At 72.0% G+C, this 24,569-nt stretch carries 13 protein-coding genes, 2 rRNA genes and 3 pseudogenes; 17 read left to right on the top strand and 1 reads right to left on the bottom strand.

Annotation, left to right across the window (positions count from 1 at the left end; genetic code table 11):
* The first annotated feature begins 249 nt into the window (after window positions 1-249).
* The 4 genes from ACN28A_RS36400 (at window position 250) to ACN28A_RS36385 (ending at window position 7,590) form a co-directional block, all read left to right on the top strand.
* Window positions 250-3,362 (top strand): 23S ribosomal RNA (locus ACN28A_RS36400).
* A 94-nt stretch (window positions 3,363-3,456) separates the two neighbouring features.
* Window positions 3,457-3,573: ribosomal RNA gene (rrf, locus tag ACN28A_RS36395) — 5S ribosomal RNA — on the top strand.
* An 82-nt stretch (window positions 3,574-3,655) separates the two neighbouring features.
* The gene (locus ACN28A_RS36390; protein ID WP_421403327.1) at window positions 3,656-6,562 is read left to right on the top strand and encodes a hypothetical protein; all 2,907 of its coding nucleotides are present in this window, start codon (window positions 3,656-3,658) and stop codon (window positions 6,560-6,562) included.
* Window positions 6,559-7,590 (top strand): HAD-IIA family hydrolase, encoded by a 1,032-nt coding sequence (locus ACN28A_RS36385; protein WP_421403325.1) that lies wholly within the window; start codon window positions 6,559-6,561, stop codon window positions 7,588-7,590. Before ACN28A_RS36390 ends, ACN28A_RS36385 begins: the two co-directional genes overlap by 4 nt.
* Window positions 7,591-7,727: 137 nt before the next feature.
* Here the strand turns inward: ACN28A_RS36385 and ACN28A_RS36380 are convergent, their stop codons facing one another.
* The gene (locus tag ACN28A_RS36380; protein WP_421403323.1) at window positions 7,728-8,066 is read right to left on the bottom strand and encodes an alkyl sulfatase C-terminal domain-containing protein; all 339 of its coding nucleotides are present in this window, start codon (window positions 8,064-8,066) and stop codon (window positions 7,728-7,730) included.
* A 120-nt stretch (window positions 8,067-8,186) separates the two neighbouring features.
* On the opposite strand from ACN28A_RS36380, the gene ACN28A_RS36375 reads away from it, so the two are divergent.
* The 13 genes and pseudogenes from ACN28A_RS36375 to ACN28A_RS36315 all read left to right on the top strand — a co-directional run bounded on the left by ACN28A_RS36375 (window position 8,187) and on the right by ACN28A_RS36315 (window position 24,445).
* Window positions 8,187-8,807 carry a phasin family protein gene (locus ACN28A_RS36375; protein ID WP_421403321.1) on the top strand — a complete coding sequence of 207 codons (621 nt, stop codon included), beginning with the start codon at window positions 8,187-8,189 and terminating at the stop codon, window positions 8,805-8,807.
* A 52-nt stretch (window positions 8,808-8,859) separates the two neighbouring features.
* Window positions 8,860-9,132, top strand: a complete 273-nt coding sequence (locus ACN28A_RS36370; RefSeq protein ID WP_421403319.1) for a hypothetical protein — start codon at window positions 8,860-8,862, stop codon at window positions 9,130-9,132.
* 25 nt (window positions 9,133-9,157) lie between these two features.
* Window positions 9,158-9,994 carry a TlyA family RNA methyltransferase gene (locus ACN28A_RS36365; RefSeq protein ID WP_421403317.1) on the top strand — a complete coding sequence of 279 codons (837 nt, stop codon included), beginning with the start codon at window positions 9,158-9,160 and terminating at the stop codon, window positions 9,992-9,994.
* On the top strand, window positions 9,991-10,875 hold the full coding sequence (locus tag ACN28A_RS36360; protein ID WP_278062618.1) for an NAD kinase: 885 nt from the start codon (window positions 9,991-9,993) through the stop codon (window positions 10,873-10,875). Before ACN28A_RS36365 ends, ACN28A_RS36360 begins: the two co-directional genes overlap by 4 nt.
* 228 nt (window positions 10,876-11,103) lie before the next feature.
* Entirely contained in the window at window positions 11,104-12,861 is a 1,758-nt protein-coding gene (gene recN, locus ACN28A_RS36355) for a DNA repair protein RecN (RefSeq protein ID WP_421403315.1), read from the top strand.
* Window positions 12,862-13,054: 193 nt separating this feature from the next.
* Window positions 13,055-14,233, top strand: a complete 1,179-nt coding sequence (gene steA, locus ACN28A_RS36350) for a putative cytokinetic ring protein SteA (RefSeq protein WP_278062616.1) — start codon at window positions 13,055-13,057, stop codon at window positions 14,231-14,233.
* Window positions 14,234-14,284: 51 nt separating this feature from the next.
* Complete coding sequence (locus ACN28A_RS36345) at window positions 14,285-15,220, top strand: copper transporter (RefSeq protein WP_421403313.1); 936 nt, start codon at window positions 14,285-14,287, stop codon at window positions 15,218-15,220.
* Entirely contained in the window at window positions 15,217-16,086 is an 870-nt protein-coding gene (locus ACN28A_RS36340) for a hypothetical protein (protein WP_421403311.1), read from the top strand. Before ACN28A_RS36345 ends, ACN28A_RS36340 begins: the two co-directional genes overlap by 4 nt.
* Before the next feature lies 1 nt (window position 16,087).
* Window positions 16,088-17,824: pseudogene (gene murJ / locus ACN28A_RS36335) on the top strand (murein biosynthesis integral membrane protein MurJ); the annotation flags it as partial.
* A gap of 227 nt (window positions 17,825-18,051) precedes the next feature.
* Window positions 18,052-19,215, top strand: a pseudogene (locus ACN28A_RS36330) (glycosyltransferase family 4 protein); the annotation flags it as partial.
* A 110-nt stretch (window positions 19,216-19,325) separates the two neighbouring features.
* Entirely contained in the window at window positions 19,326-21,758 is a 2,433-nt protein-coding gene (locus ACN28A_RS36325) for a hypothetical protein (RefSeq protein ID WP_421403309.1), read from the top strand.
* Window positions 21,759-21,903: 145 nt separating this feature from the next.
* Window positions 21,904-23,634 (top strand): annotated as a pseudogene (locus ACN28A_RS36320) (CTP synthase); the annotation flags it as partial.
* Window positions 23,635-23,836: 202 nt separating this feature from the next.
* Window positions 23,837-24,445, top strand: coding sequence for an NUDIX domain-containing protein (locus ACN28A_RS36315; protein WP_421403308.1), 609 nt, complete (start codon window positions 23,837-23,839; stop codon window positions 24,443-24,445).
* Window positions 24,446-24,569: the final 124 nt, after the last annotated feature.

The raw sequence follows: 24,569 nt of genomic DNA, 5'->3' as shown, positions 1-24,569 counted from the left end.
GACCATGGCGAGTACGGCCCTTCGGGGTGTGGAAAGTTCGGGTTGGTGCGGCTGGTGGTGGGTGTAGAGCATCCTGTTGGGTCCTGAGGGAACAACCGTGTGGTTGTTGTCTTGTGCCAGGCGCGCCTGGCCCCGCATACCGTTGGTGGTCGCTGGTCTTTGGGCTGGTGGTTGCTGGGTTTGGTGTGGGGTGGTGGGTGTGGGTTGGTCGTTTGTTGAGAATTGCACAGTGGACGCGAGCATCTTTGTGGTCAAGTTGTCAAGGGCGGACGGTGGATGCCTTGGCACCAGGAGCCGATGAAGGACGTGGGAGGCCGCGATAGGCCTGGGGGAGCTGTCAACCGAGCTGTGATCCCAGGGTGTCCGAATGGGGTAACCTGGCACCAGTCATGTGGTGTCACCTGCACCTGAATTCATAGGGTGTGTGGAGGGAACGCGGGGAAGTGAAACATCTCAGTACCCGTAGGAAGAGAAAACAATAGTGATTCCGTGAGTAGTGGCGAGCGAAAGCGGATGTAGGCTAAACCGGTTGCGTGTGATACCTGTCAGGGGTTGCGTGGTCGGGGTTGTGGGACCTCATGGGGGAAGCTGACACTTTCCCGGAGAGTTATAAATACCAGGTGTTAGCTGAATGGTGTGGAAAAGCCAACCGTAGGCGGTGATAGTCCGGTAGGTGAAAGCATCTGGTCTTTCTTGTGGGTGTTCCCGAGTAGCGGCGGACTCCTGAAATCTGCCGTGAATCTGCCAGGACCACCTGGTAAGCCTAAATACTTCCTGGTGACCGATAGCGGACGAGTACCGTGAGGGAATGGTGAAAAGTACCCCGGGAGGGGAGTGAAATAGTACCTGAAACCGTTCGCCTACAATCCGTCGGAGCCTGCTTTTGTGGGTGACGGCGTGCCTTTTGAAGAATGAGCCTGCGAGTTAGTGGCATGTGGCGAGGTTAACCCGTGTGGGGTAGCCGTAGCGAAAGCGAGTCTTAATAGGGCGTGTAGTCGCGTGTTCTAGACCCGAAGCGGGGTGATCTAGCCATGGGCAGGCTGAAGCGTGGGTAAGACCGCGTGGAGGGCCGAACCCACCAACGTTGAAAAGTTGGGGGATGACCTGTGGTTAGGGGTGAAAGGCCAATCAAACTCCGTGATAGCTGGTTCTCCCCGAAATGCATTTAGGTGCAGCGTCGTGTGTTTCTTGCCGGAGGTAGAGCACTGGATGGTCTAGGGGCCCTACAAGGTTACTGAAATCAGCCAAACTCCGAATGCCGGTAAGTGAGAGCGCGGCAGTGAGACTGCGGGGGATAAGCTTCGTAGTCGAGAGGGAAACAGCCCAGATCGCCAGCTAAGGCCCCTAAGCGTGTGCTAAGTGGAAAAGGATGTGGGGTCGCATAGACAACCAGGAGGTTGGCTTAGAAGCAGCCATCCTTTAAAGAGTGCGTAATAGCTCACTGGTCAAGTGGTTCCGCGCCGACAATGTAGCGGGGCTCAAGTACACCGCCGAAGCTGTGGCATTCACACATTAACTCGGTGATGTCTTCGGATGTCATCCAGGTGTGTGGGTGGGTAGGGGAGCGTCGTGCCGGGGGTGAAGCAGCGGGGTGACCTAGTTGTGGACGCGGCACGAGTGAGAATGCAGGCATGAGTAGCGAAAGAAGGGTGAGAAACCCTTCCGCCGGATGACCAAGGGTTCCAGGGCCAGGTTAATCCGCCCTGGGTGAGTCGGGGCCTAAGGCGAGGCCGAGAGGCGTAGTCGATGGATAACGGGTTGATATTCCCGTACCCGTGTAGGAGCGCCCGTGATGAACCTCGTTGTGCTAACCATCCGAGCCTGTGGCGGTCTTCGGACCAAGACAGGGGAGCGTGGGAACCTGGCGGGTAGTAGTCAAGCGATGGGGTGACGCAGGAAGGTAGCTGAGCCCGGCCGGTGGTTGTGCCGGGGTAAGCGTGTAGGCCGGTGTGTAGGTAAATCCGCACACCATGTGGCTGAGACGTGATGCCGAGCCGATTCAGGTGAAGTCAGTGATCCTATGCTGCCGAGAAAAGCCTCTAGCGAGTTCCGAGCGGCCCGTACCCTAAACCGACACAGGTGGTCAGGTAGAGAATACCGAGGCGATCGGGTGAACTGTGGTTAAGGAACTCGGCAAATTGCCCCCGTAACTTAGGGAGAAGGGGGGCCGGAGACGTGAAGCCACTTGCTGGTGGAGCGTTGTATGGCCGCAGAGAGCAGGGGGAAGCGACTGTTTACTAAAAACACAGGTCCATGCGAAGAAGTAATTCGATGTATATGGACTGACGCCTGCCCGGTGCTGGAACGTTAAGGGGACCGGTTAGTTCCTTTTGGGGCGAAGCTGAGAACTTAAGCGCCAGTAAACGGCGGTGGTAACTATAACCATCCTAAGGTAGCGAAATTCCTTGTCGGGTAAGTTCCGACCTGCACGAATGGCGTAACGACTTCCCCACTGTCTCAACCACAGGCCCGGCGAAATTGCAGTACGAGTAAAGATGCTCGTTACGCGCGGCAGGACGGAAAGACCCCGGGACCTTTACTATAGCTTGACATTGGTATCTGAATTAGCTTGTGTAGGATAGGTGGGAGCCGGTGAAGCTTGCACGCCAGTGTAGGTGGAGGCAATCTTGAAATACCACTCTGGTTGGTTTGGGTATCTAACTTCGGGCCCTTATCGGGTTCAGGGACAGTGTCTGGTGGGTAGTTTAACTGGGGCGGTTGCCTCCTAAAATGTAACGGAGGCGCCCAAAGGTTCCCTCAGCCTGGTTGGCAATCAGGTGTTGAGTGTAAGTGTATAAGGGAGCTTGACTGTGAGACTGACGGGTCGAGCAGGGACGAAAGTCGGGACTAGTGATCCGGCACTTGCGTGTGGAAGCGGTGTCGCTCAACGGATAAAAGGTACCCCGGGGATAACAGGCTGATCTTCCCCAAGAGTCCATATCGACGGGATGGTTTGGCACCTCGATGTCGGCTCGTCGCATCCTGGGGCTGTAGCAGGTCCCAAGGGTTGGGCTGTTCGCCCATTAAAGCGGTACGCGAGCTGGGTTTAGAACGTCGTGAGACAGTTCGGTCCCTATCCGCCGTGCGCGTAGGATACTTGCGAAGGGCTGTCCCTAGTACGAGAGGACCGGGACGGACGAACCTCTGGTGTGCCAGTTGTCCCGCCAGGGGCACGGCTGGTTGGCTACGTTCGGGAGGGATAACCGCTGAAAGCATCTAAGCGGGAAGCCTGCTTCAAGATGAGGTATCCCACCCCGTTTGGGGGTAAGGCTCCCAGTGAGACGACTGGGTTGATAGGCCGGAGATGTAAGCCAGGTAACTGGTTGAGTTGACCGGTACTAATAGGCCGAGGACTTGACTACAAAGCTGCTACGCGTCCACTGTGTGATTCACAGCAAACGAACGACGGTTTGCCCTGCGTGTGGGTGGGGTTGTTGTTTGTGTTGTTGATAGGGTTACGGCGGTTATGGCGGAAGGGAAACGCCCGGTTACATTCCGAACCCGGAAGCTAAGCCTTCCAGCGCTGATGGTACTGCACTCGGGAGGGTGTGGGAGAGTAAGACACCGCCGGACATCTTAGTTTGCAGGGCCACCCCGGTCGGGGTGGCCCTGCACTGCGTGTTTCGGCGATCTCGCCATGAGGAAGGATGTACCCGTGAGTTCAGGAGCGCACGGCGCGGACCGCCCGCGCCGTCGAGATGACCGTCCGGACCGCCGAGGCGGTCGAGACGCCTCCACGCGTCGGGACGGTCGTCCGCCCTATCGCGGGGACCGCGATTCGTCCGGCGCCTCCGGCGACCGGGGTGGTTATTCGAGCGGTGGTCGGCGAGCCGACGGCCGCGAGGGCGAGCGTCGGGACCGTCCGGGTTCTCGTGACGGTGGTGGCTACCAGGGCAGCGGCGGCGGCTACCAGGGCGGTGGCGGCGGCTACCAGGGCGGTGGCGGCGGCCGCGGCTACCAGGGTGGCGCTGGTCACCAGGGCGGTGGCGGTGGCTACCGCTCCGGTGGTGGCTTCCGCTCCGGTGCTGACGACAGGCGTGCTGACGACAGGCGTGGTGGTGGCCCACGGGACGGTCAGCGTGGCGGTGGCTTCCGCGGCGACCGTGACTCTCGCGGTGAGCGTGACTTCCGCAGTGAGCGTGACTCCCGAGGTGACCGCAGCTTCGGCGGTGACCGCGGCCCGCGTGGTGATCGCGGTTTCCGGGGTGACCGTGACTCCGGCGGCAGCCGCGACTTCCGGGGTGACCGGGACTTCCGGGACGAGCGCTCCGGTGGCGGCCGGTTCGGTGGTGCCGGCCGGTCCGGCGGAGACGACCGCCGGCCGGGTGGTTTCCGGGACTCCCGCCGGGACGACGCGGGCGGGTACCGGGGCACCGGGCGCCGGGACGGTGACGCGGGCTTCCGGCCCGGTGCTGGTGAGCGGCGTGGCGGCGACGACCGGCAGGGCGGTTACCGCTCCGGCGGCCGCTGGAACGGGGACTCCGTTGCCGGCCGATCGGAAGGACGTCAGGGCTACCGTCCGACCGGCGGCGGGCAGCGAGACGGCGACCGGGACGGTGGCTACCAGTCCGGACGGCGGGACAGCTCGTTCCGTGACGACCGTGGACCGCGTACCGGGCCGAGCCGTGGTGGCGACTTCCGGGACGACAGGCGTACCGGGGGCTACCGGGACGACAGCCGGCGCGGCGAGGACCGCCGTACCGGCGGCTTCCGGGGGGACTCCGGAAGCGACGACCGGCGTGGTGGTGGTTACCAGGGCCGGGACGGCGGCTTCGGCGGGAGCGACGACCGGCGGGGTGGCTACCGGGGCGAGAGCGGTGGTTACAGGGGCGCCAGCGGTGGTTCCCGGGGTGGTTACGGCGAGGACCGACGTGGTGGGCGCGACAAGCGTGCCGGCGGTTACCGCGACGACGCACGGGGCGCCGACAGCCGGCGCGACGGTGGTTACCGGGGCCGTCCGGGTGCGGATTCCGGCGGCGACGCGGGGCGGGGCGGTGGTTACCGTGGTGGGCCGTCAGGTGGTGGGCCGTCAGGTGGTGCCGGCACCGACCAGCGCGGCGGACCGCGGGACACCGGCCGGCGCTACGGCGACGGCGAGGCCCGGCGCGGGTACGACGGCCGGGATCGGGATGGCTTCCGGGGCGCGGACCGCGCCGGTGGGCGCGACGGCGACCGTGCCGGCTTCCGCCGGTCGGACCGGGACGGTCGGAGCGGCCCGCGAGAGGGCTCCCGGTCGGGTGGCGACCGTGCCGACCGTGGCCGTACCGACGAGGGCCGACGTGACTGGAAGTCCCGGCCTGGAGCCGGCCGGTCGGACCGGGACGCCGTCGGGGCCGGCGAGGGCGGGTACCGTGGCGCCGAGCGTGCGGATCGGCGCGGCCGGGACGACCGGGGTGCCAGGGCGGGCGACGCGTCGTCGGAGAACGCCGGTCCGGCTCTCTCCGAGGAGATCGTCGCCACCGATCTCGACAGTGCGGTCCGGGCCGAACTGCTCTCCCTGGCCAAGCCCGTCGCGGAAACGGTCGCACGGCATCTCGTCGCGACCGGTGCGCTTATCGACGACGATCCGAACCTCGCTCTGGAACACGCCCTCGCCGCCCGACGTCTGGCGGCCCGGATCGCACCCGTACGGGAGGCTGTCGGGCTGGCGGCGTACCGGGCGGGTGAGTGGCAGACCGCTATCGCGGAGTTGCGGACGTACCACCGGATGAGTGGTCGGCAGACCCACCTGGCGGTGCTCGCCGACTGCGAGCGGGCGCTCGGGCGTCCGGAGCGGGCGATCGACCTCTTCCGGGGCGCCGATCGCGAGTCGCTGAGTCCGGCCGGCGCGGTGGAGTTGCTGATCGTGGCTGCCGGAGCCCGTGGCGACATGGGCCAGCGCGATGCGGCGGTGGCGATGCTCCAGGTGCGTGAACTGACCGCCACTCCGGCCGAGCCGTGGACGGCGCGGCTGCGGTACGCGTACGCCGACGCGCTGTTGACGGTGGACCGGCGGGAAGAGGCCCGGGAGTGGTTCTCCCGGGCGGCCGAGGTGGACGAGTTCGGTGAGACGGACGCGGCCGAGCGACTGCTGGAACTCGACGGTGTCGTCCTGGAGGGCGACGACTACGACGACGAGGGCGAGGACGAGGGCGAGGACGAGGAGGCCACCGACGGCGACGACCGGGTGTCGGTCGACGCCGAGTTCGATGCCGACGCCGACGCCGACGCCGATGCCGATGCCCCGGACGATGCCGAGGACGAGGACGGGTACGACGACGAGGACGCCGAGGCGGATGCCGACGCCCAGCCCGTCGGCGAAGCGGACGTCGCGGCCGAGGAGCTGGCAGACGCGGTGGACGCGGACGCGGTGAAGACGGACGCGGACGCGGACGCGGTGAAGGTGGACGCGGACGTGGAGACGGCGGACGTGGACGTGGACGTGGTGGACCAGGCTAAGGCGGGCGCCGATGACGACGGGGGCCGGGGCGAGGAGGGTCTTGCGGACGCGTCGACGGGGACGGAAGCTCCCGGGCCCGAGGCCGAGCAGGGCTCCCGGCCGGTACGTGGCGCCGACTCGTGAGTGACGTCTCGGCGGGCGGCCGGCTGGTCGACGGGTACGACCTGGTGATCTTCGATCTGGACGGTGTGCTGTACCTCGTCGACCGGCCGATCGAGACGGCGGTCGCGGCGGTCGGCCGGCTGCACGCCGAGGGCAAGCCGTTGGCGTACGCGACGAACAACGCCTCGCGGCGCGCCGACGAGGTTGCCGCGTTGCTGGTCGGGATGGGCCTCGACGTGCGGCCGGAAGAGGTGCTCACCTCGGCGGCCGCTGCGGCGGAGCTGCTGTCCCAGCGGTTTCCGCCGGACTCCCCGGTGCTTGTGGTGGGGGCGGAGGCGCTGCGGATCGAGGTACGTGAGGTCGGCCTGCGCCCGGTGAGCCGCCTGGAGGACGAGCCGGTCGCGGTGGTGCAGGGCTATGGTCCGCAGGTCGGCTGGGCGGATCTCGCCGAGGCGGCGCTGGCGGTACGGGCCGGCGCCGACTGGTTCGTCACCAACACCGACCGGACCCTGCCGACCCCCCGTGGCCCGGTGCCCGGGAACGGCTCCCTGGTCGCCGCGGTGCGTACCGCGCTGGCCCGGGATCCGGACGTGGTGGTCGGCAAACCGGAGCCGGCGCTGTTCACCGCCGCCGCCCGGCGGCACGGCGCCGCCCGCCCGCTCGCGGTCGGCGACCGGCTGGACACCGACATCGAGGGCGCGGTTCGGGCGGGCATGGAGAGCCTGCTGGTACTCACCGGCGTGGCAGCGCCGGTCGACCTGCTGCACGCGGCACCGTCGGCCCGGCCGGACTTCGTCGCCGGCGACCTCGGCGGCCTCTTCGACCCGGCCCGGGTAGCCCGGTTGACGGCCGAGCCTGACGGGGCGGCTGCCGGCGGCTGGCGGGTGACCGCCGACGGCGACCGTACGGTGCTGGACGGGGACGGGACGAGCTTGGCCGCGCTGGCTGCCCTCTGCGCGGCGAGCTGGTCCGGAGTGCCGGTCGACGACCTCGAGGCGGGCGCCGACCCGGCCCGGAAGGCTCTCGGGGAACTCGGCCTGCTGGGCTGACCCCGGCCGCCTCGGCGGCCGGTTGCGACACGCGCGGTGCGCGGTCAGAGCCTGGCGGGCGGTGCCGGCTCAGCGCCAGGACGGTGCCGGCTCAGCGCCTGGTGGACGGTGCCGTCGGAGCCTGGTGGACGGTGCCGTCAGAGCATCTTGCGGAGTTTGAGCAGGTCGAGCGGGTTAGCGTTGATCGACATCTGCCGGGAGGCGAGCGCCTTCGGCACGTCCAGCTCGCCCCGGACCAGCCGGATGAGGTCGTCGCTGGTGGTGTTCAACGCGATCTTCGCCTTCGGGTCGTCCCCGTCGGTGAGGTCGACCAGCCGGCCGCCGGTCAGCCGGCCGTGGAACGCCGTGCCGAGGTCGGTGATCCGGCAGGCCAGGGTCCGGTCGAGATCGACTTGCTTGCGTACCTTGTCGGCGTTGGTGTCCATCCGGGCCGCCAGGTCGTGCAGCGCCTGGCGGCACTCGTCCACGGTCGCCATCGTTTGCCCCTCCTCGCCTTCCGCCACGCCGTCCCCCCGGGCACCGTACCGCACTGGGCGGGCCGGGGCGCCCGGTAGCGTGACAACCTGAACAGTCGGCACCCGCGAAAGGACCGAGGTATGCAGGATGCGTGGCGGGCCTACCTTGAGCTGGCCCTCGGGCTGACGGAGGCGTCGAAGAAGCGCGCCCAGGCCGCCGCCAGGAAACTGGTCGGCTCCAGCGGCGCCACGGCCGCCCAACTGCAGACCATGGCCGAGGAACTCGTCTCCACCGGGATGGCCAACCGGGAGGCGCTGATCCGGATCATCCGGATCGAGATCGACCGAACCCTCGCGGCCGTCGGCCTGGCCACGGTGGACGAGGTCGCCGCGCTGACCGACCGGGTGGCGCGGTTGGAGCGGGAACTCGGCGCGGCGCGGGCCGCCGGGCAGGTCGGCAGCGCTGGTGCGGCGACCGGCGCGGCAGCCGGCGGCACCGGCCGACCGCCGGCCCCGGGCGCACCCGCCCGCACCGACACGCCGCCGGCCAGCAAGGAACTGGCAAAAAAGGCGGTGGCCAAGAAGGCCGTCGCCAAGAAGGTTGTCGCCAAGAAGGCCGTCGCGAAGAAGGCGGTCGCGAAGAAGGCGGTGGCGAAGAAGGTCGTGGTGAAGAAGGCCGGGCCCGGCAAGGCGGTGGCCACCCAGGATCCAGCCCTCGGCAAGACGGTCGCCAAGCGGGCACCGGACGGCGGTGCGGCATGATCTCCGTGCCGGACCGGCCCCGCCAGGCCGGTGGACGCAGCGGAGGGACGGCATGAGTCAGGTACCCGTACCCGGGCCGTTCCGGCCGGCTCCGCCCGCCCCGGCGGCCCGACCGGTTCCCGGCGCCACCCGGACTGCCGGCTGGAACGCCCCCGTCGGAGACGAGGACGCCCCGGCCGGCGGCGGTTCCGGGCACCCCGCCGTGGACGCGGTGCTCCAGGCGATGGCCAACGCCGCGAACCTGCCGCCGGCCGACCAGATCGCCCAGTACGAGGCGGCGCACCAGACCCTGCGGGAAACCCTCGCCACCATCGACCAGGCGTGAGCCCAGTCCCCTCGGAGAAGTCTCGATGGCACGTCGTACCCGGCTCGACGCGGAACTCGTCCGCCGTGGACTGGCCCGGTCCCGGGAGCAGGCCGCCGCACTTGTCGAGGCGGGGCGGGTCCAGGTCCGTGGGGTACGGGCACAGAAGGTCGCCGCCATGGTGGACCCGGCCGACCCGGTCCGGGTACTCGGCGAGGACCCGAGCACCGAGTACGTCTCGCGGGGCGGTCACAAGCTGGCCGGTGCGCTGGCCGCGTTCGCCCCGGACGGGCTGGACGTCGCCGGCCGGCGGTGCCTGGACGCCGGGGCGTCGACCGGCGGTTTCACCGACGTACTGCTCCGGGCCGGTGCTGCCGAGGTGGTGGCGGTGGACGTCGGCTACGGCCAGCTCGCCTGGACGATCCGTTCCGACGAGCGGGTCCGGGTATTCGAGCGGACGAATGTGCGTACCCTGACGCCCGAGACCATCGGCGGCACCGTGACCCTCACCGTCGCGGACCTGTCGTTCATCTCGCTCCGGCTGGTGCTGCCGGCCCTGACCGGCTGCACCGACCCGGCCGGCGACCTGCTGCTGATGGTCAAGCCGCAGTTCGAGGTGGGGAAGGAACGGGTGGGCAGCGGTGGAGTGGTACGTGAGCCGCTACTACGGGCCGAGGCGGTGCTCGCGGTGACCGGCGCCGCCGCCGAACTCGGTCTCGGGCTGGCCGGCGTGGTGGCGAGCCCGCTGCCGGGGCCGAGCGGCAACGTCGAGTTCTTCGTCTGGCTGCGTGCCGGCGCGCCACCGCCGGACGAGGCGCTGGTCGCGGCGGTGGTGACGGCCGGGCCGACCGGACCGGCGGCGGCGCGGGAGGGAGCCCGATGACCCGGACGGCACTGCTCGTCACGCACACCGGACGGCGGCGCAGCACCGAGCACGCCCGTACGGTCGCGGCGGACCTCATCCAGGCCGGCTTCGAGGTACGGGTGGTCGCCGAGGAGGCCGACGACCTCGACCTGCCCGGCGTGACCCCGGTGAACCTGCTCGACGCGGCCGAGGGTGCGGAGATCGTCTTCGCGCTCGGCGGCGACGGCACCTTCCTGCGCGCCGCCGACCTGGCCCGGCCGGCGAAGGCGCCACTGCTCGGCATCAACCTCGGCAAGGTCGGCTTCCTGGCCGAGGCCGAGATCGGCGACCTGGACCAGGCGGTCCGGGACGTGGTCGACCGCAACTACACAGTGGACGAGCGGCTCACCCTCGACGTGCGCGCCGAGTTCGAGGGCGGGCCGGTGATCGAGTCTTGGGCGCTCAACGAGGCGAGCGTGGAGAAGGGCGAGCGGGCCCAGATGCTGGAGCTGCTCGTCGACGTGGACGGCCGCCCGCTGTCCCGGTACGGCTGCGACGGTGTGGTCTGCGCGACCCCGACCGGCTCCACCGCGTACGCCTTCTCGGCGGGTGGGCCGGTGGTCTGGCCGGAGGTGGAGGCGCTGCTGCTGGTGCCGATCAGCGCGCACGCGCTGTTCAGCCGGCCGATCGTCACCGCGCCGACGGCGACCTTCACCATCACGGTGGACCCGTTCACCACCCTGGCGGTGCTCTGCTGCGACGGCCGCCGGGTCTACGACCTGCCGCCCGGGGCCCGGGTCACCGTGCAGCGGGGTGCGCTGCCGGTGCGGATCGTCCGGCTGCGCGCCCGCAGGTTCACCGACCGGCTGGTGGCCAAGTTCGGCCTGCCGGTGCAGGGCTGGCGCGGCAATCGCCGCTGACCCGGCCCGCCGCAGGCCCGGGGCGGGGCGGTGCGCGGCCAGGGCTGGCGCGGCAACCGCCGCTGACCGGGCCCGCCGCTGACCGCCGCTGACCGCCGCTGACCGGGCCCGTCGCTGACCGGGCGGCGCGGTTCGCGCCGCGGCGGCTCCGGCGCCGGTGTGCCGAAAGTCGATCGGGACGCGTGCCGGGTGGTCAAGTGTCGGGGCCCGCTACTACTGTCGGTTGCTGTGCTGGAAGAGCTGCGCATCACCGGACTGGGCGTCATCGAGGACACCACCCTGCCGCTGACCGGCGGCATGAACGTCATCACGGGCGAGACCGGCGCCGGCAAGACGATGGTGGTCACCGGTCTCGGCCTGCTCTTCGGCGGGCGCGCCGACGCCGGCCGGGTCCGGGCCGATCCGGGCCGGGCGGTGGTGGAGGGGCGGCTACGGCTGGCCGGCAACACCGCGACCGTGGTGCACGCCCGGGTGGTGGACGCGGGCGGTGAGCCGGACGACGACGGTTCGCTGCTGCTCAGCCGTACGGTCACCGTGGAGGGGCGGTCCCGGGCGCACGTCGCGGGCCGCAGCATGCCGGTGTCGATGCTGGCCGAGGTGGGCGAGCAGGTGTTGGCCGTACACGGCCAGTCCGACCAGCTCCGGCTGCTCCGGCCGGCCGAGCAGCGGGCCGCGCTGGACCGGTTCGGCGGGTCGGAGCACGAGAAGCTGCTGGAGAGCCTGCGCGAGTCGTACACCGGATGGCGGCGGGTCTGCGACGACCTGGCCGACCGGCGGCGCAACGCGCGCGAGCGCAACCAGGAGGCCGACCTGCTCCGGCTGGGCCTGGACGAGATCACCCGGGTCGACCCGCAGCCCGGCGAGGACGAGGAGCTCAAGGCCGAGGCGCAACGACTGGAGCACGCCGAGGGGCTGCGTACCGCCGCGCAGACGGCTCAGCACTGCGTGGCCGGTGCCGCCGAGCCGACCGACGAGATGGCCGACGTCACCACCCTGCTCGGGCACGCCCGCCGCACCCTGGAGGCGCAGGCCGGGGTCGACCGGATCCTCGGCGACCTCTCGGTACGGCTGGAGGAGGTGGCCACGCTCGTCGGCGACGTCGCGGCGGAGCTGTCCGGCTATCTGGCCGCGCTGGACGCCGACCCCGCCCGGTTGCAGGTCATCTACGAGCGACGGGCGGCACTGCGCGGCCTGACCCGCAAGTATGCCGACGACGTCGACGGGGTGATCGCCTGGGCGGACCGGGCCCGGACCCGACTGTCCGAGCTGGACAACTCCGACGAGCTTCTGGACGAGCTGGACCGGGAGCGGCAGCGGTTGGCCGGCGAGGTGGCCGACCTGGCGTCCCGGCTCACGGCCGCCCGCCGGGAGGCCGCCGGCCGCTTCGCCGAGCAGGTCACCGTCGAGCTGGCCGGGCTGGCGATGCCGCACGCCCGGATCGAGGTGGCGGTGCTGCCCCGGCCGGCCGGCAGGTCCGAGCCGGCCCTGACCGTCGACGGCGCCGAGGTCGGTGTCGGGCCGGACGGCGCCGACGAGGTGGAACTGCGGCTGCTCGCCCATCCGGGTGCCCCTTCGCTGCCGTTGCAGCGCGGCGCCTCCGGCGGCGAGCTGTCCCGGGTGATGCTCGCCATCGAGGTGGTCTTCGCCGGCTCGGGCGGGCCGCCCACGCTGGTCTTCGACGAGGTCGACGCCGGGGTCGGCGGGCAGGCGGCGGTCGAGATCGGGCGCCGGCTGGCCCGGCTGGCCCGCAGTCACCAGGTGCTCGTGGTGACCCATCTGCCGCAGGTGGCGGCGTTCGCGGACCGGCACCTGGTGGTGGCCAAGGACACCGGCGGTGCGGTGACGACCAGTGGGGTGCGGGTGGTGGAGGACACCGACCGGGCCCGGGAACTGGCCCGGATGCTCGCCGGTTTGCCGGATTCGGATCTGGGTATCGCCCATGCCGAGGAGCTGCTGGCGGTGGCTGCCCGGGAACGGCGCCCCTGAACGCGACCACCTGAACGCCCGGCACCGCCTGCGCGGTGGAACGTGACCCCGACGGCCACGATCCGTGGTACCGACATCGATGGTGTGACACCGGCCACACCCAGCCGGGCATGGATATGATTCCCTTGGGGTGGCGGCCCTGCTCAGGCATGTCGCGACAGAAAGCTCTGCCTCACATGCCAGGATGGTTGGGATGCGTTTACCCACGTTGCGCCGGGCCCGGAGCGCGGAACCGGGCAAAGTCGTCGGCACCGCGCGCCTCGACCGCCGGACGAAGCGCCTGGTCAGCCGGTTGCGTCCGGGTGACATAGCGGTGATCGACCATGTCGACCTGGACCGGGTGGCGGCCGACTCGCTCGTCGCGGTCGGCGTCGCCGCGGTGCTCAACGCCAAGCCGTCGGTCTCCGGCCGCTATCCGAACCTCGGTCCGGAAGTACTGATCAAGGCCGGCATCCCGCTCCTCGACGACCTCGGCGAGAGCGTCTTCCAGCAGATCCGGGAGGGCGACACCGTCCGGATCGACGGCAACACCGTGCTGCTCGGCGACGAGCCGGTCGGGCACGGCAGCCGGCAGGACGCCGAGTCGGTGGCCAAGGCGATGTCCGACGCCCGGGAAGGGCTGTCGGTCCAGCTGGAGGCGTTCGCCGCCAACACCATGGAGTACCTCAAGCAGGAGCGGGAGCTGCTGCTCGACGGGGTCGGTGTGCCGGACGTCGAGACCCCGATCCGGGGCCGGCACTGTCTTATCGTGGTCCGGGGTTACGACTACAAGGCCGACCTGGACGTGCTGCGCCCGTACATCCGCGAGTTCAAGCCGGTGCTGATCGGCGTGGACGGCGGCGCGGACGCGCTGGTGGAGGCGGGCTACACACCCGACCTGATCATCGGCGACATGGACTCGGTCACCGACGACGTACTGCGGTGCGGCGCCGAGGTGATCGTGCACGCGTACCCGGACGGGCGGGCGCCGGGGCTGGCCCGGGTGAACGGGCTCGGCGTCACCGCACAGACCTTCCCGGCCGCCGCCACCAGCGAGGACCTGGCGATGCTGCTCGCCGACGGCAAGGGCGCCTCGCTGATCGTCGCGGTGGGCACCCACGCCACCCTCGTCGAGTTCCTGGACAAGGGCCGGGGCGGGATGGCCTCCACCTTCCTGACCCGGCTCAAGGTCGGCGGCAAGCTGGTCGACGCCAAGGGGGTGAGCCGGCTCTACCGGCAGAGCATCTCCGGCTCCTCGCTGCTGCTGCTGGTGCTCTCGGCGCTGGCCGCGATGGCGTCCGCGGTCGCCGTCTCCACCGTCGGAAAGGCTTACCTCGGGGTCGCCTCGGAGTGGTGGGACAATGTCGTATTCCAGCTTGGACAGCTCTTCTAGGCCCGTGCCGCCCTCCTCCCGGCCCCGAATGACGATCAAGAGGCACCTGTCGTGATCAATTTCCGGTACCACGTGGTCTCGCTGACCGCGGTCTTCCTCGCCCTGGCGATCGGCCTGGTCGTCGGCACCGCGGCGTTGAACGGTCCGGTCGCCGACTCGCTCAAGGACCGGGTCAACGCGCTGGGCAAGCACAACGAGCAGCTCCGCGAGTCGGTGAACAGCCTGGAGACCGAGGTCCAGCGCGAGGAGGACTTCGTCAAGGAGGCCGCCCCGCACATGCTCAAGGGCACCCTCGCCGGCCGGCGCGTGCTGATCATCGCGCTGCCGAGCGGGCAGGACCAGGTCGACGGGGTCGTCGAGATGCTCCGGCTCGGCGGCGCCTCGGTGACCGGGCGGATCGACGTACAGGAGAAGTTCATCGACCCGGACAGCAGTGTCCTGCTGCTCGGTGTCGCGGCCAAGGCGGCCAGACCCACCGTCCCGGACGTCGGGCTGCCCAGCAGCGAAGGGGTGGAGAAGTCCAGCGCCCTGCTGGCCAGCGCCCTGCTGGACCGGCCGGAGGGCGGCTCGCCGGTGACCGACGTCGACCGGCGGTCGGTGCTCAACGACTACTCCGAAGAGGGCTACCTCGAGGTGCCAGACAAGATCACCGGCTCCGCCGAGGCGGTCGTGGTGGTCAGCGGACCGCCGTACGTCGACCGGGACGCCACCCGCAAGGACCGGTCCGTGGTGCAGCTCGCCGAGCAGTTCGACAAGGCCGGGGCGATAGTGGTGGCCGGCAACGGCAGCAGCGGCGGCAACCTGGTCGCCGAGGTACGCCGGGACCCCGCGCTCTCCAAGACGATCTCCACCGTCGACAACGCCAACACCGTGCAGGGACAGCTGGTCACCGCGCTGGCGCTTGGCCGGCAGGTCACCGACAAGCAGGCCGGCGCGTACGGCGTCGGCGCGGGCGCCGAATCACTGCTGCCGGGAATGCCCGAGTGACCGTCCGACCCAGGGGCGCCCGGGCGCTCGGCGTCGGCGCGCTGCTCGCCGGTGCCGCCCTGCGCGGAGTACTCGCCGGTCCGTGGGCTCCCGGGCTGCGCCGCACCAACTTCCGGGGCCGTGCCGTCACCCTCGCCGCCGGGCCGGCGCTGGCCGTCGGTGCCGCCGTCGGTGCCGCCGCCGGTGCGCCGAGTCGGCCGGCCGGCGCCGCCGCGCTCGTCGCCGGCCTCTCCTGCGGCGCCGTCGGACTCTACGACGACGTGGTCGGCGGCCGGCCGGAACAGAAGACCGCCAAGGGCTTCGCCGGGCACCTCGCCGCGCTCCGCCAGGGGCGGGTGACGAGCGGCGTCGTCAAGATCGCCGGAGTCGGCGCGGCCGGGCTGGCCGCCGCCGCCCTGCTCGCCGCCGACCCGGCGGTGCGGTCCCATCCGGGCCGCCGTCGCACCGGCCGGGCCGCCGGCATGCTCGACGTGCTGCTCGGCGCGGGCGTGGTCGCCGGTACCGCCAACCTGGTCAACCTGCTCGACCTGCGGCCCGGGCGGGCGCTCAAGTCCGGTCTGCTGCTCGGGGCGCCGCTGCTGCCCGGCCCGACCGGAGGACTCGCCGCCGGACCGGTCGGGGCCGCCGCCGCGCTGCTGCCCGGCGACCTCGACGAGCGGGTCATGCTCGGCGACAGCGGGGCGAACGCGCTCGGCGCGCTGCTCGGCGTGGCGCTGGCCGCGCGTACCGGGCCGGTGGGCCGGGCCGGGGCGCTGGCCGTGATCGCCGCCCTCACCGCCGCCAGCGAGAAGGTCAGCTTCACCCAGGTGATCCAGAACACCCCGGGGTTGCGCGAACTGGACGCCCTGGGCCGGCGACACTCCTGAGGTGGGCAGGCCGGCACCCCTGGTCGGCGCCGGGCGGGTGGCCGGCGCCGCCGCGCTGATCGCCGTACTCACCGTGGCCAGTCGACTGGCCGGGTTCGGGCGTACCGCCGTCTTCACCTGGTTGATGGGAGACGGCAGCGACCTCGGCGGCATGTACGTGGTGGCGAACAGCGTCCCGAACATCGTCTTCGAGATCGTCGCCGGTGGGGCGTTGGCGAGTCTCGTCGTACCGCTGCTGGCCGGTGCGGTCGCGGCCGGTGACCGGGCGGCGGTGGCCGCTACCACCGGGGCGCTGCTGACCTGGACGGTGAGCCTGCTGGTGCCACTGGCGGTCGTCGTGGCACTGCTGGCCGAACCGATCGTCGGGCTGATCTCCGACCAGCGCGGCCCGGCCGAGGTCGAGGCCGGCGCGCGGATGCTCCGGGTCTTCGCCCCGCAACTGCCGCTCTACGGCATCGGCATCGTGCTGACCGGGGTGCTCCAGTCCTACCGGCGGTTCGCCTGGCCGGTGATCGCACCGCTGCTCTCCAGCGTGACCGTGATCGGTGTCTACCTGGCGTTCGCGGCGGTCGAGGGGGTGCACCCGAGCATCGCCCGGGTCGGCCGGACCGGCGAGCTGATCCTCTCCGCCGGCACCACCCTCGGGGTGGTGGTGCTCTCGCTGTCGCTGCTGGTCCCGCTGCGCCGGTTGGGCCTGCGGCCCCGGTTCGGCTACGGGTTCGCCGCCGACGCCCGGGACCGGGTCGGCGGGCTGGCGCTGGCCGGCGCGGTGACCGTCCTCGGCCAGCAGGTCGCCCTGGTGGTCAGCCTGCGTCAGCTCAGCGGCGGGCCGACCGGTGCCGAGGTGGTGTTCAACCTCGCCCAGACGGTCTACCTGCTGCCCTGGGCGGTACTCGCCGTTCCGCTCGCGGTCGCGGCGTACCCGAACCTGGCCGCCGCGCACGCGGGCGGGGACGAGGCGGAGTACCGGGCGACGCTCGCCCCGACCGCCCGCCGGGTGCTGCTGTTCAGTTGCCTCGGCGCCGCAGCCCTGGTCGGCACCGCCGGCCCGGTGGCCCGGTTCTTCTGGCCGGGAAGCGGCCCGGCGGAGGTCGCCGCCGTGGCCGGCTTCGCACCGGGCCTGCTCGGTTACGGGCTCTTCGCGGTGCTCACCCGCGCCCTCTACGCGCGCGGCGCCACCCGGCCGGCGGCCGCCGCCACCCTGGTCGGCTGGCTCGTCGTGCCGGCCGCCGCGGTCGGGTTCTCCGCCGCCTTCCCGGTGGACTATCGGGTGTTCGCGGTCGCGGTGGCGAACTCGGTCGGCATGCTGGTGCTGGGAGTGCTGCTGGTCGTCGCGGTCCGGCGCAGCGCCGGCCCGGCCGCGTTGACCGGAGTCTCCCGGTCGGCACTTGTCGGACTGCTGGCCGGCGCGGTCGCCGCGACGCTCGGCGCGGTGTGCGCACACCGGCTGCCGGGCCTCGGGGGTGGTACCCCGGCGCGAGTCGACGCACTCGTGCAGGGCATGCTGTCCGGAGTCGCCGTAGGCGCGGCTTTCGTCGCGGTCAGCTATCCGCTGGACCGGCACGACGTCCGGCCGCTGCTGGCGATGCTGCGCCGACGGTTGCGCGGCCTGCTGGCACTGGCCCGCCGGGGCGGGACGACGACGGCACGGCGGCCCGACGCGACGGAGACGGATCGCCGGGACCGGCCGGACGTGGTCGACCCCGGCGGGGACGACGGGACGGAGACGGATCGCCGGGACCGGCCGGACGTGGTCGACCCCGGCGGGGACGACGGGACGGAGACGGATCGCCGGGACCGGCCGGACGTGGTCGACCCCGGCGGGGACGACGGGACGAAGGCGGATCGCCGGGACCGGCCGGACGCGGTCGACCCCGGCGGGGACGACGGGACGAAGGCGGATCGCCGGGACCGGCCGGACGCGGTCGACCCGGGCGAGGACGACGGGAAGGAACGGGTGTCACGGTGAGCGAGCGGGGTGCGGCGGCTCGACCGGAAGACCGGGGCGGTGCCGTGGCCCTGGTGCTCGCCTCCAGCACCGGCGGCGTCGGACAACACGTCAGGTCGCTCGCCCGGGGACTGGCCGACGCCGGCATGGCGGTCACCGTCTGCGGTCCGGCCGCGACCCAGGAGCAGTTCGACTTCACCGCCGCCGGTGCCCGGTTCGTACCGGTGGAGATTCCGGCCAGCCCCACCCCGGCCGACGTGCGGGCGGTCACCGCGCTGCGCCGGGCACTGGCCGCACCTGTCGACGTGGTGCACGCGCACGGCCTGCGCGCCGGCCTGGTGGCGGTGCTCGCCCGTCCGGCGGCCCCGGTCGTGGTCACCTGGCACAACGCGGTACTCGCCGGTGGGCTGCGCGGACGGCTCTCCCGGCTGGTCGAGCGGATCGTCGCCCGGCGCGCCCGGATCACCCTCGGCGCCTCCGCCGACCTCGTCGAACGGGCCGCCGCGCTCGGCGCCCGGGACGCCCGGCTCGCCCCGGTCGCCGCGCCCACCCTGCCGGAGCCCCGGCGCAGCCGGTCGGCGGTCCGGGCCGAGTTCGGCGTCGCCCCGGAGCAGCCGCTGGTGCTCTCCGTCGGTCGGCTGCACCCGCAGAAGCGGTACGACATCCTGGTCGACGCCGCCGCCCGGTGGCGTGACCTGTTGCCGCCGCCGGCCGTGGTGATCGCCGGGAGCGGCCCGAGCTACCTGCAACTGGCGGCCCGCATCTCGGCCGCCCGGGCCCCGGTGACCCTGCTCGGGCACCGTACCGACGTGCCCGACCTGCTGGCCGGAGCCGACCTGGCCGTGGTCAGCAGCGACTGGGAGGCGAGGCAACTCTTCGCCCAGGAGGCGCTGCGGGCCGGTTTGCCGCTGGTGGCGACCGCCGTCGGCGGGGTGCCGGAGCTGGTCGGCGAGGCGGCCGTACTGGTCCGGCCCGGTGACGTGGGCGCGCTGGACGAGGCGGTCCGGGGGCTGCTCGACGATCCCGCCCGGCGGGCCGAACTGGCCCGGCAGGCCACCATCCGGGCAGCGCAGTGGCCGACCGAGGAGGAGACCGTCGCCGCCGTCGCCGCCCTCTACACCGAACTCGGCGCGCTGCGCTCCGATCCGCCCCGACCGGCGGATCCGGTGGCGGATCCCGCCGTCGCGCGACCGGCCGGTCCCGGCGCGGTCGCGGAAGAAGCCGACCGGACCGGTGGCGGCCCGCCGCCCTCGACCGGCCGGGAGACCGGCTCGTCGGCGGGGCGAGGCTGATGCTGCGCCGGCTGGTGCCCGTGTTGCTGACCGCCGCCGTGGTGGCGCTCGGCGTCGCCGCGCTCGTCGTCCGGCCGGAAGCCCGGACGCCGGCACAGACCGCCGACTACGTGGTGCTGGCCGGGGTGCCGGGGCTGCGCTGGGACGACGTCGACCCGAAGAACACCCCGACGCTGTGGCGGATGGCCGAACGCGGTGCCATCGGCTCGCTGTCGGTGCGTTCGGCCCGGCAGCCGACCTGCCCGGTCGACGGCTGGCAGACCCTCGGCGCCGGCAACTTCGCCGCCTGGGACGGTGCCACCGTCGGCGAGCGGTGCCCGGAACTGGACGTCACCGTGGAGCGGCCGGACCGGATCAGCGCCAACCTGCCCGACCAGCGGACGACGGTGACCCACAACCAGGACCGGCTGCGCTGGGGCACCATGCCGGGGGCGCTGGCCGAATCGGTCCGCTGCACCGTGGCGGTCGGTCCGGGCGCCGCGGTCGCCGCGGCACGACCGTTCGGCCGGGTCGACAGGTACGCGCCGGAGCTGCCGGACGATCCGACCGAACTGCTCGCCTCCTGCGTACTCAGCATCGTCGACCTCGGCACCGTGAGCGGTGACGACCCCGCCGTACGGGCGGCCGCGGCCCGGCGCGCCGACGCCGTACTCGCCCGGGTGCTGGCGGCCCGCCCCGAACGGTCCCTGGTGATGGTGGCCGGTGTCGCCGACACCGACCGGTCGTCCCGGCTGCACGTCGCGGTGGCCGACGGGCCGGGCTGGGGACGCGGCTGGCTGACCTCAAGCAGCACCGGCCGGAACGGCTACCTGCAACTCGTCGACCTGGCACCGACGGCGCTGGCGGCGCTGGGCCGGCCCACGCCCGAACGGCTCTTCATCGGCCAGCCGGCGGCGGTGGTGGCGGGCCGGCCGGCCGACCTGCCCGCGGCGATCGCGGCGCCCGCCGACGCCGACCGCGAAGCCCGGGTCCAGCAGCGGGTCGCCAGCTGGTTCTTCCTGCTGCTGGCCGGGCTCCAGTGCCTGCTCGCGCTGGCCGTGCTGCCGCTGTTGCGCCGGGCCCGCCGCGACGCCGGACCGAACGGACCGGCCCCGGCACCCCGGCGGGTGGTCGCGACGGTCGAGGTGCTGCTGATCGCCGCCGCCCTGGCGATCCCCGCCGCGCTTGTCGCGGATGCCGTTCCGTGGTGGCGGGGCGCCCACGCCGGGGTGTACTTCGGGCTGGTCACGGCGGTGGTGCTCGGCCTGGCCACCGCCGCGGTGCGACTCGCCCGGGCGTACCAGCGCACGCTCTGGCCGCTGGGCAGCGTGGCCGCGCTGGCCGCGCTGGCCGTCGGCGCCGACGTGGTCACCGGGGCACGGTTGCAGCTCAACGGGGTGACCGGGTATTCGGCCCTGGAGGGCGGTCGGTACGCCGGGCTCGGCGTCGTCGGGCTCGGGGTCTTCATCGCCGGCACCCTGCTCTCGGCCGCCTGGCTGGCCCAACGGGTACGCCGCAGCCGGCGGCCGGCGGTGATGGTGCTGGTCGGCGTACTCGGGGTGATCGTGGTCGGCAGCCCCTACCTGGGGGCCGACGCGGTCGGCGCGGTGGCCCTCGCCGCCGGGGTCAGCATCGCCGCCGCGACCAGCACCGGCGGCTGGCTCACCCTCGGCCGGTTCGCCTGGGCCGGTATCGCCGGCCTGGCGGTGACCATCGGGTTCGTCCTGATGGACCTGCGGCAACCGCTCGACCAGCGGGGCAGTCTGGGCCGGTTCCTCACCGCCATCGGCGACGGCACCAGCGGGTTGACCGTGCACCGCTCCGGGGCGGCGAACCTGGCAGCCCTGGCCGGCAGCCCGCTGACGGTCATCGCGATCGTCGGTGCGGTGCTGGTGTGGTTCGCCCTGCTCCGTACCTGGGGTGGGCTCAAGCGGCTGTTCGGGATCTATCCCGCCATCCGGGCGGGAATGGCAGGTATCCCGGTCGCGACGGTGCTCGCCGGCCTGCTCGGCGGGTCCGCCCTCAACGTCGCGGGTGCGGCGGCGGCGCTCACCGTGCCGATGGCCGCCCTGGCCGCGTTGCGGGTGCTCGACCACGCCACCGACCGGACCATGCCGGCCGGCGGCCCCGGCCCGGACGACCCGGCGGACCCGGCCCGGCCGAGCGTGCGGGCGGTCCCGCTCGCCCACGTCGGCGGGCCGGCGGTCCCGGAGGGTGAGCCGGCGGTCCGGGACGGCGGGCCGGCGGTCCCGGAGGGTGAGCCGGCAGCCCGGGACGGTGAGCCGGCAGCCCGGGACGGTGAGCCGGGAACCCGGAGCGACGAGGCGGCAGCCGAGGTGGCCGGGCCGGGACCCGGGGTCGGGGCGGGCGCGAACGGCAGCACCGCCGGGCGGGCGTCCAGCGGCTCCGAGTCCGGGCCGGCGCAGCCGTCGGCCGGGGTGACAGCCGGCTGACCGGCGCTGGCCGGCGCCGGAAGCGGGTGCCCCCGGCAGGCCGGCCGGGGTTGGTGTTACCGTGGAATCCCGTGGATCGCGTGGATCATTTCAACGGTCCCACACCGGTTCGCATGACCGCGACAGACGACCACGGGAGCAGGCCTTGGCCCCTTCAGTACGGACGACCAGGCATATTTTCGTCACCGGTGGGGTTGCCTCCTCACTCGGTAAGGGCCTGACCGCCTCCAGCCTCGGAAACCTCCTCACGGCGCGGGGCCTTCGGGTCGTGATGCAGAAGCTCGACCCCTACCTGAACGTCGACCCCGGCACCATGAACCCGTTCCAGCACGGTGAGGTCTTCGTCACCGACGACGGCGCCGAGACCGACCTCGACGTCGGGCACTACGAGCGGTTCCTCGACCGGGCGCTGGACGGCAAGGCGAACGTCACCACCGGCCAGATCTACTCCGAGGTGATCGCCAAGGAGCGCCGGGGGGAGTACCTCGGAGACACCGTGCAGGTGATCCCGCACATCACGAACGAGATCAAGGCCCGGATCCTCACCATGGCCGACCCGGACGAGGACGGCCGTACCCCGGACGTGGTGATCACCGAGGTCGGCGGCACGGTCGGCGACATCGAGTCGCTGCCGTTCCTGGAGGCGATCCGGCAGGTCCGGCACGATCTCGGCCGGGACAACTGCTTCTACCTGCACGTCTCGCTGGTGCCGTACCTGGCGCCGTCGGGGGAGCTGAAGACCAAGCCGACCCAGCACTCGGTGGCCCAACTGCGCAACATCGGCATCCAGCCGGACGCCATCGTCTGCCGATCCGACCGGGAGATCCCGGACAAGCTCAAGCACAAGCTGTCGCTCTACTGCGACGTCGACCGGGAGGCGGTGATCGCCGCACCGGACGCGCCGAGCATCTACGACATCCCGAAGGTGCTGCACCGGGAGGGCCTGGACGCCTACGTGGTGCGCCGGCTCGGGCTGTCGTTCCGGGACGTCGACTGGCAGCGCTGGGACGACCTGCTGGAGCGGGTGCACCATCCGCACCACACCGTCCGGGTCGCGCTGGTCGGCAAGTACGTCGACCTGCCCGACGCCTACCTCTCGGTGAGCGAGGCGATCCGGGCCGCCGGCTTCGGCCACCGGGCCCGGGTCGAGCTGCACTGGGTGCCGAGCGACGAGTGCGTCACCGCCTCAGGGGCGGCGGCCGCGCTGGCCGGGGTCGACGGCATCGTCATCCCCGGCGGCTTCGGGGTACGCGGCATCGAGGGCAAGATCGGCGCTACCCGGTACGCCCGGGAGAACGGCATCCCGATCCTCGGCCTCTGCCTCGGCCTGCAGTGCATGACCATCGAGGTGGCCCGGCACCTGGCCGGGCTGGAGGGCGCCAACTCGCTGGAGTTCGACGACGAGGCCCGGCATCCGGTGATCGCCACCATGGCCGACCAGGAGGACATCGTCGCCGGCCGGGGCGACCTGGGCGGCACCATGCGGCTGGGGGCGTACCCGGCCCGGCTGACCGAGGGCTCGCTTGTGGCGCAGGCGTACGGGGACACCGAGGTCAGCGAGCGGCACCGGCACCGGTACGAGGTGAACAACGCCTACCGGGACGCGCTCACCAAGGCGGGCCTGCACATCTCCGGCACCTCTCCGGACGGCCGGCTGGTCGAGTTCGTCGAACTGGACCGCTCGCTGCACCCGTTCTTCGTGGCCACCCAGGCGCACCCGGAGCTGAAGAGCCGGCCGACCCGGCCGCATCCGCTCTTCGCCGCCTTCGTCGGCGCGGTCGTCGCGTACTCGTCGGCGGACCAGTTGCCGGTGGAGCTGGCGCCGGTGGCGGCCACCGGGACCGGCGGCTCGGGCGTCCGGGACGCGGCGGGTGCCGAGGGCGCCGCCGGCCGGCCGGCCGGGGACCAGCCGGAGCTGGCGGATCTCACCGGGCCGGCGGACGCCGCCGCACGCAACGGATCGGTCCGGTCGGCGCGGGCGAGCTCCCCGTCGTGACGACCGGCAGCGCGACCGGGCGGGAAGCAGCCGGACTTCGACGGGCCGCGGAACGGCACCGGCGAGGGGCGGCGGTGTGGGCGTGAACGGCCGGACCGACGGGCAGGGCTACGAGGTACGCGACCGCCGGGAACGGTTCCGGGGCAAGGTCTTCTCGGTGGTCACCGACCAGGTGGCGATGCCGGGCGGTCGGGTGGTGCCCCGGGACTACGTACGGCACACCGGGGCGGTCGGGGTGCTCGCCCTGGACGACCGGGGCCGGGCGGTGCTGATCCGGCAGTACCGGCACCCGCTGCGCCGGGTCATCTGGGAGCTGCCCGCCGGGCTGACCGACGTGCCCGGGGAGGCGCTACCGGCGGGTGCGCTGCGGGAGCTGGCCGAGGAGGCGGATCTCGTCGCGGACCGGATCGACCTGCTGGTGGACGTGCACACCTCACCCGGGTACTCGGACGAGCTGATCCGGATCTTCCTGGCCCGGGACCTGACCGAGGTGCCGCCGGAGCGGCGGCACCAGCGCCGGGACGAGGAGGCAGACCTGGAGGTGGTCCGGGTGGAGCTGGACGAGGCGGTCTCGATGGTGTTGGCGGGTGAGATCACCAACGTGGCCTGCGTCGCCGGGGTGCTCGCGGCCGCCCGTTCCCGGGACCGGGGCTGGGCGGGCCTCCGCCCCGCCGACTCACCACTGCCCTGACGCCGCCGGTGCAAGGAAGGGCCCTGCTCATCGGTTTCGTACAAGAAGGGCTCCCTCCTTCCAACTCGGTGGGGGCGCCTGGTTGGTGGGGCGGGCGGGGCTGACATACCGTCAAGGTTGCCGG

It is taken from the genome of Plantactinospora sp. WMMB782 (assembly GCF_049179135.1).
GTDB lineage: Bacteria > Actinomycetota > Actinomycetes > Mycobacteriales > Micromonosporaceae > Plantactinospora.
The sequence above is the reverse complement of the archived record's forward strand: the minus strand, read 5'-3'. Positions and strand labels throughout refer to the sequence as shown.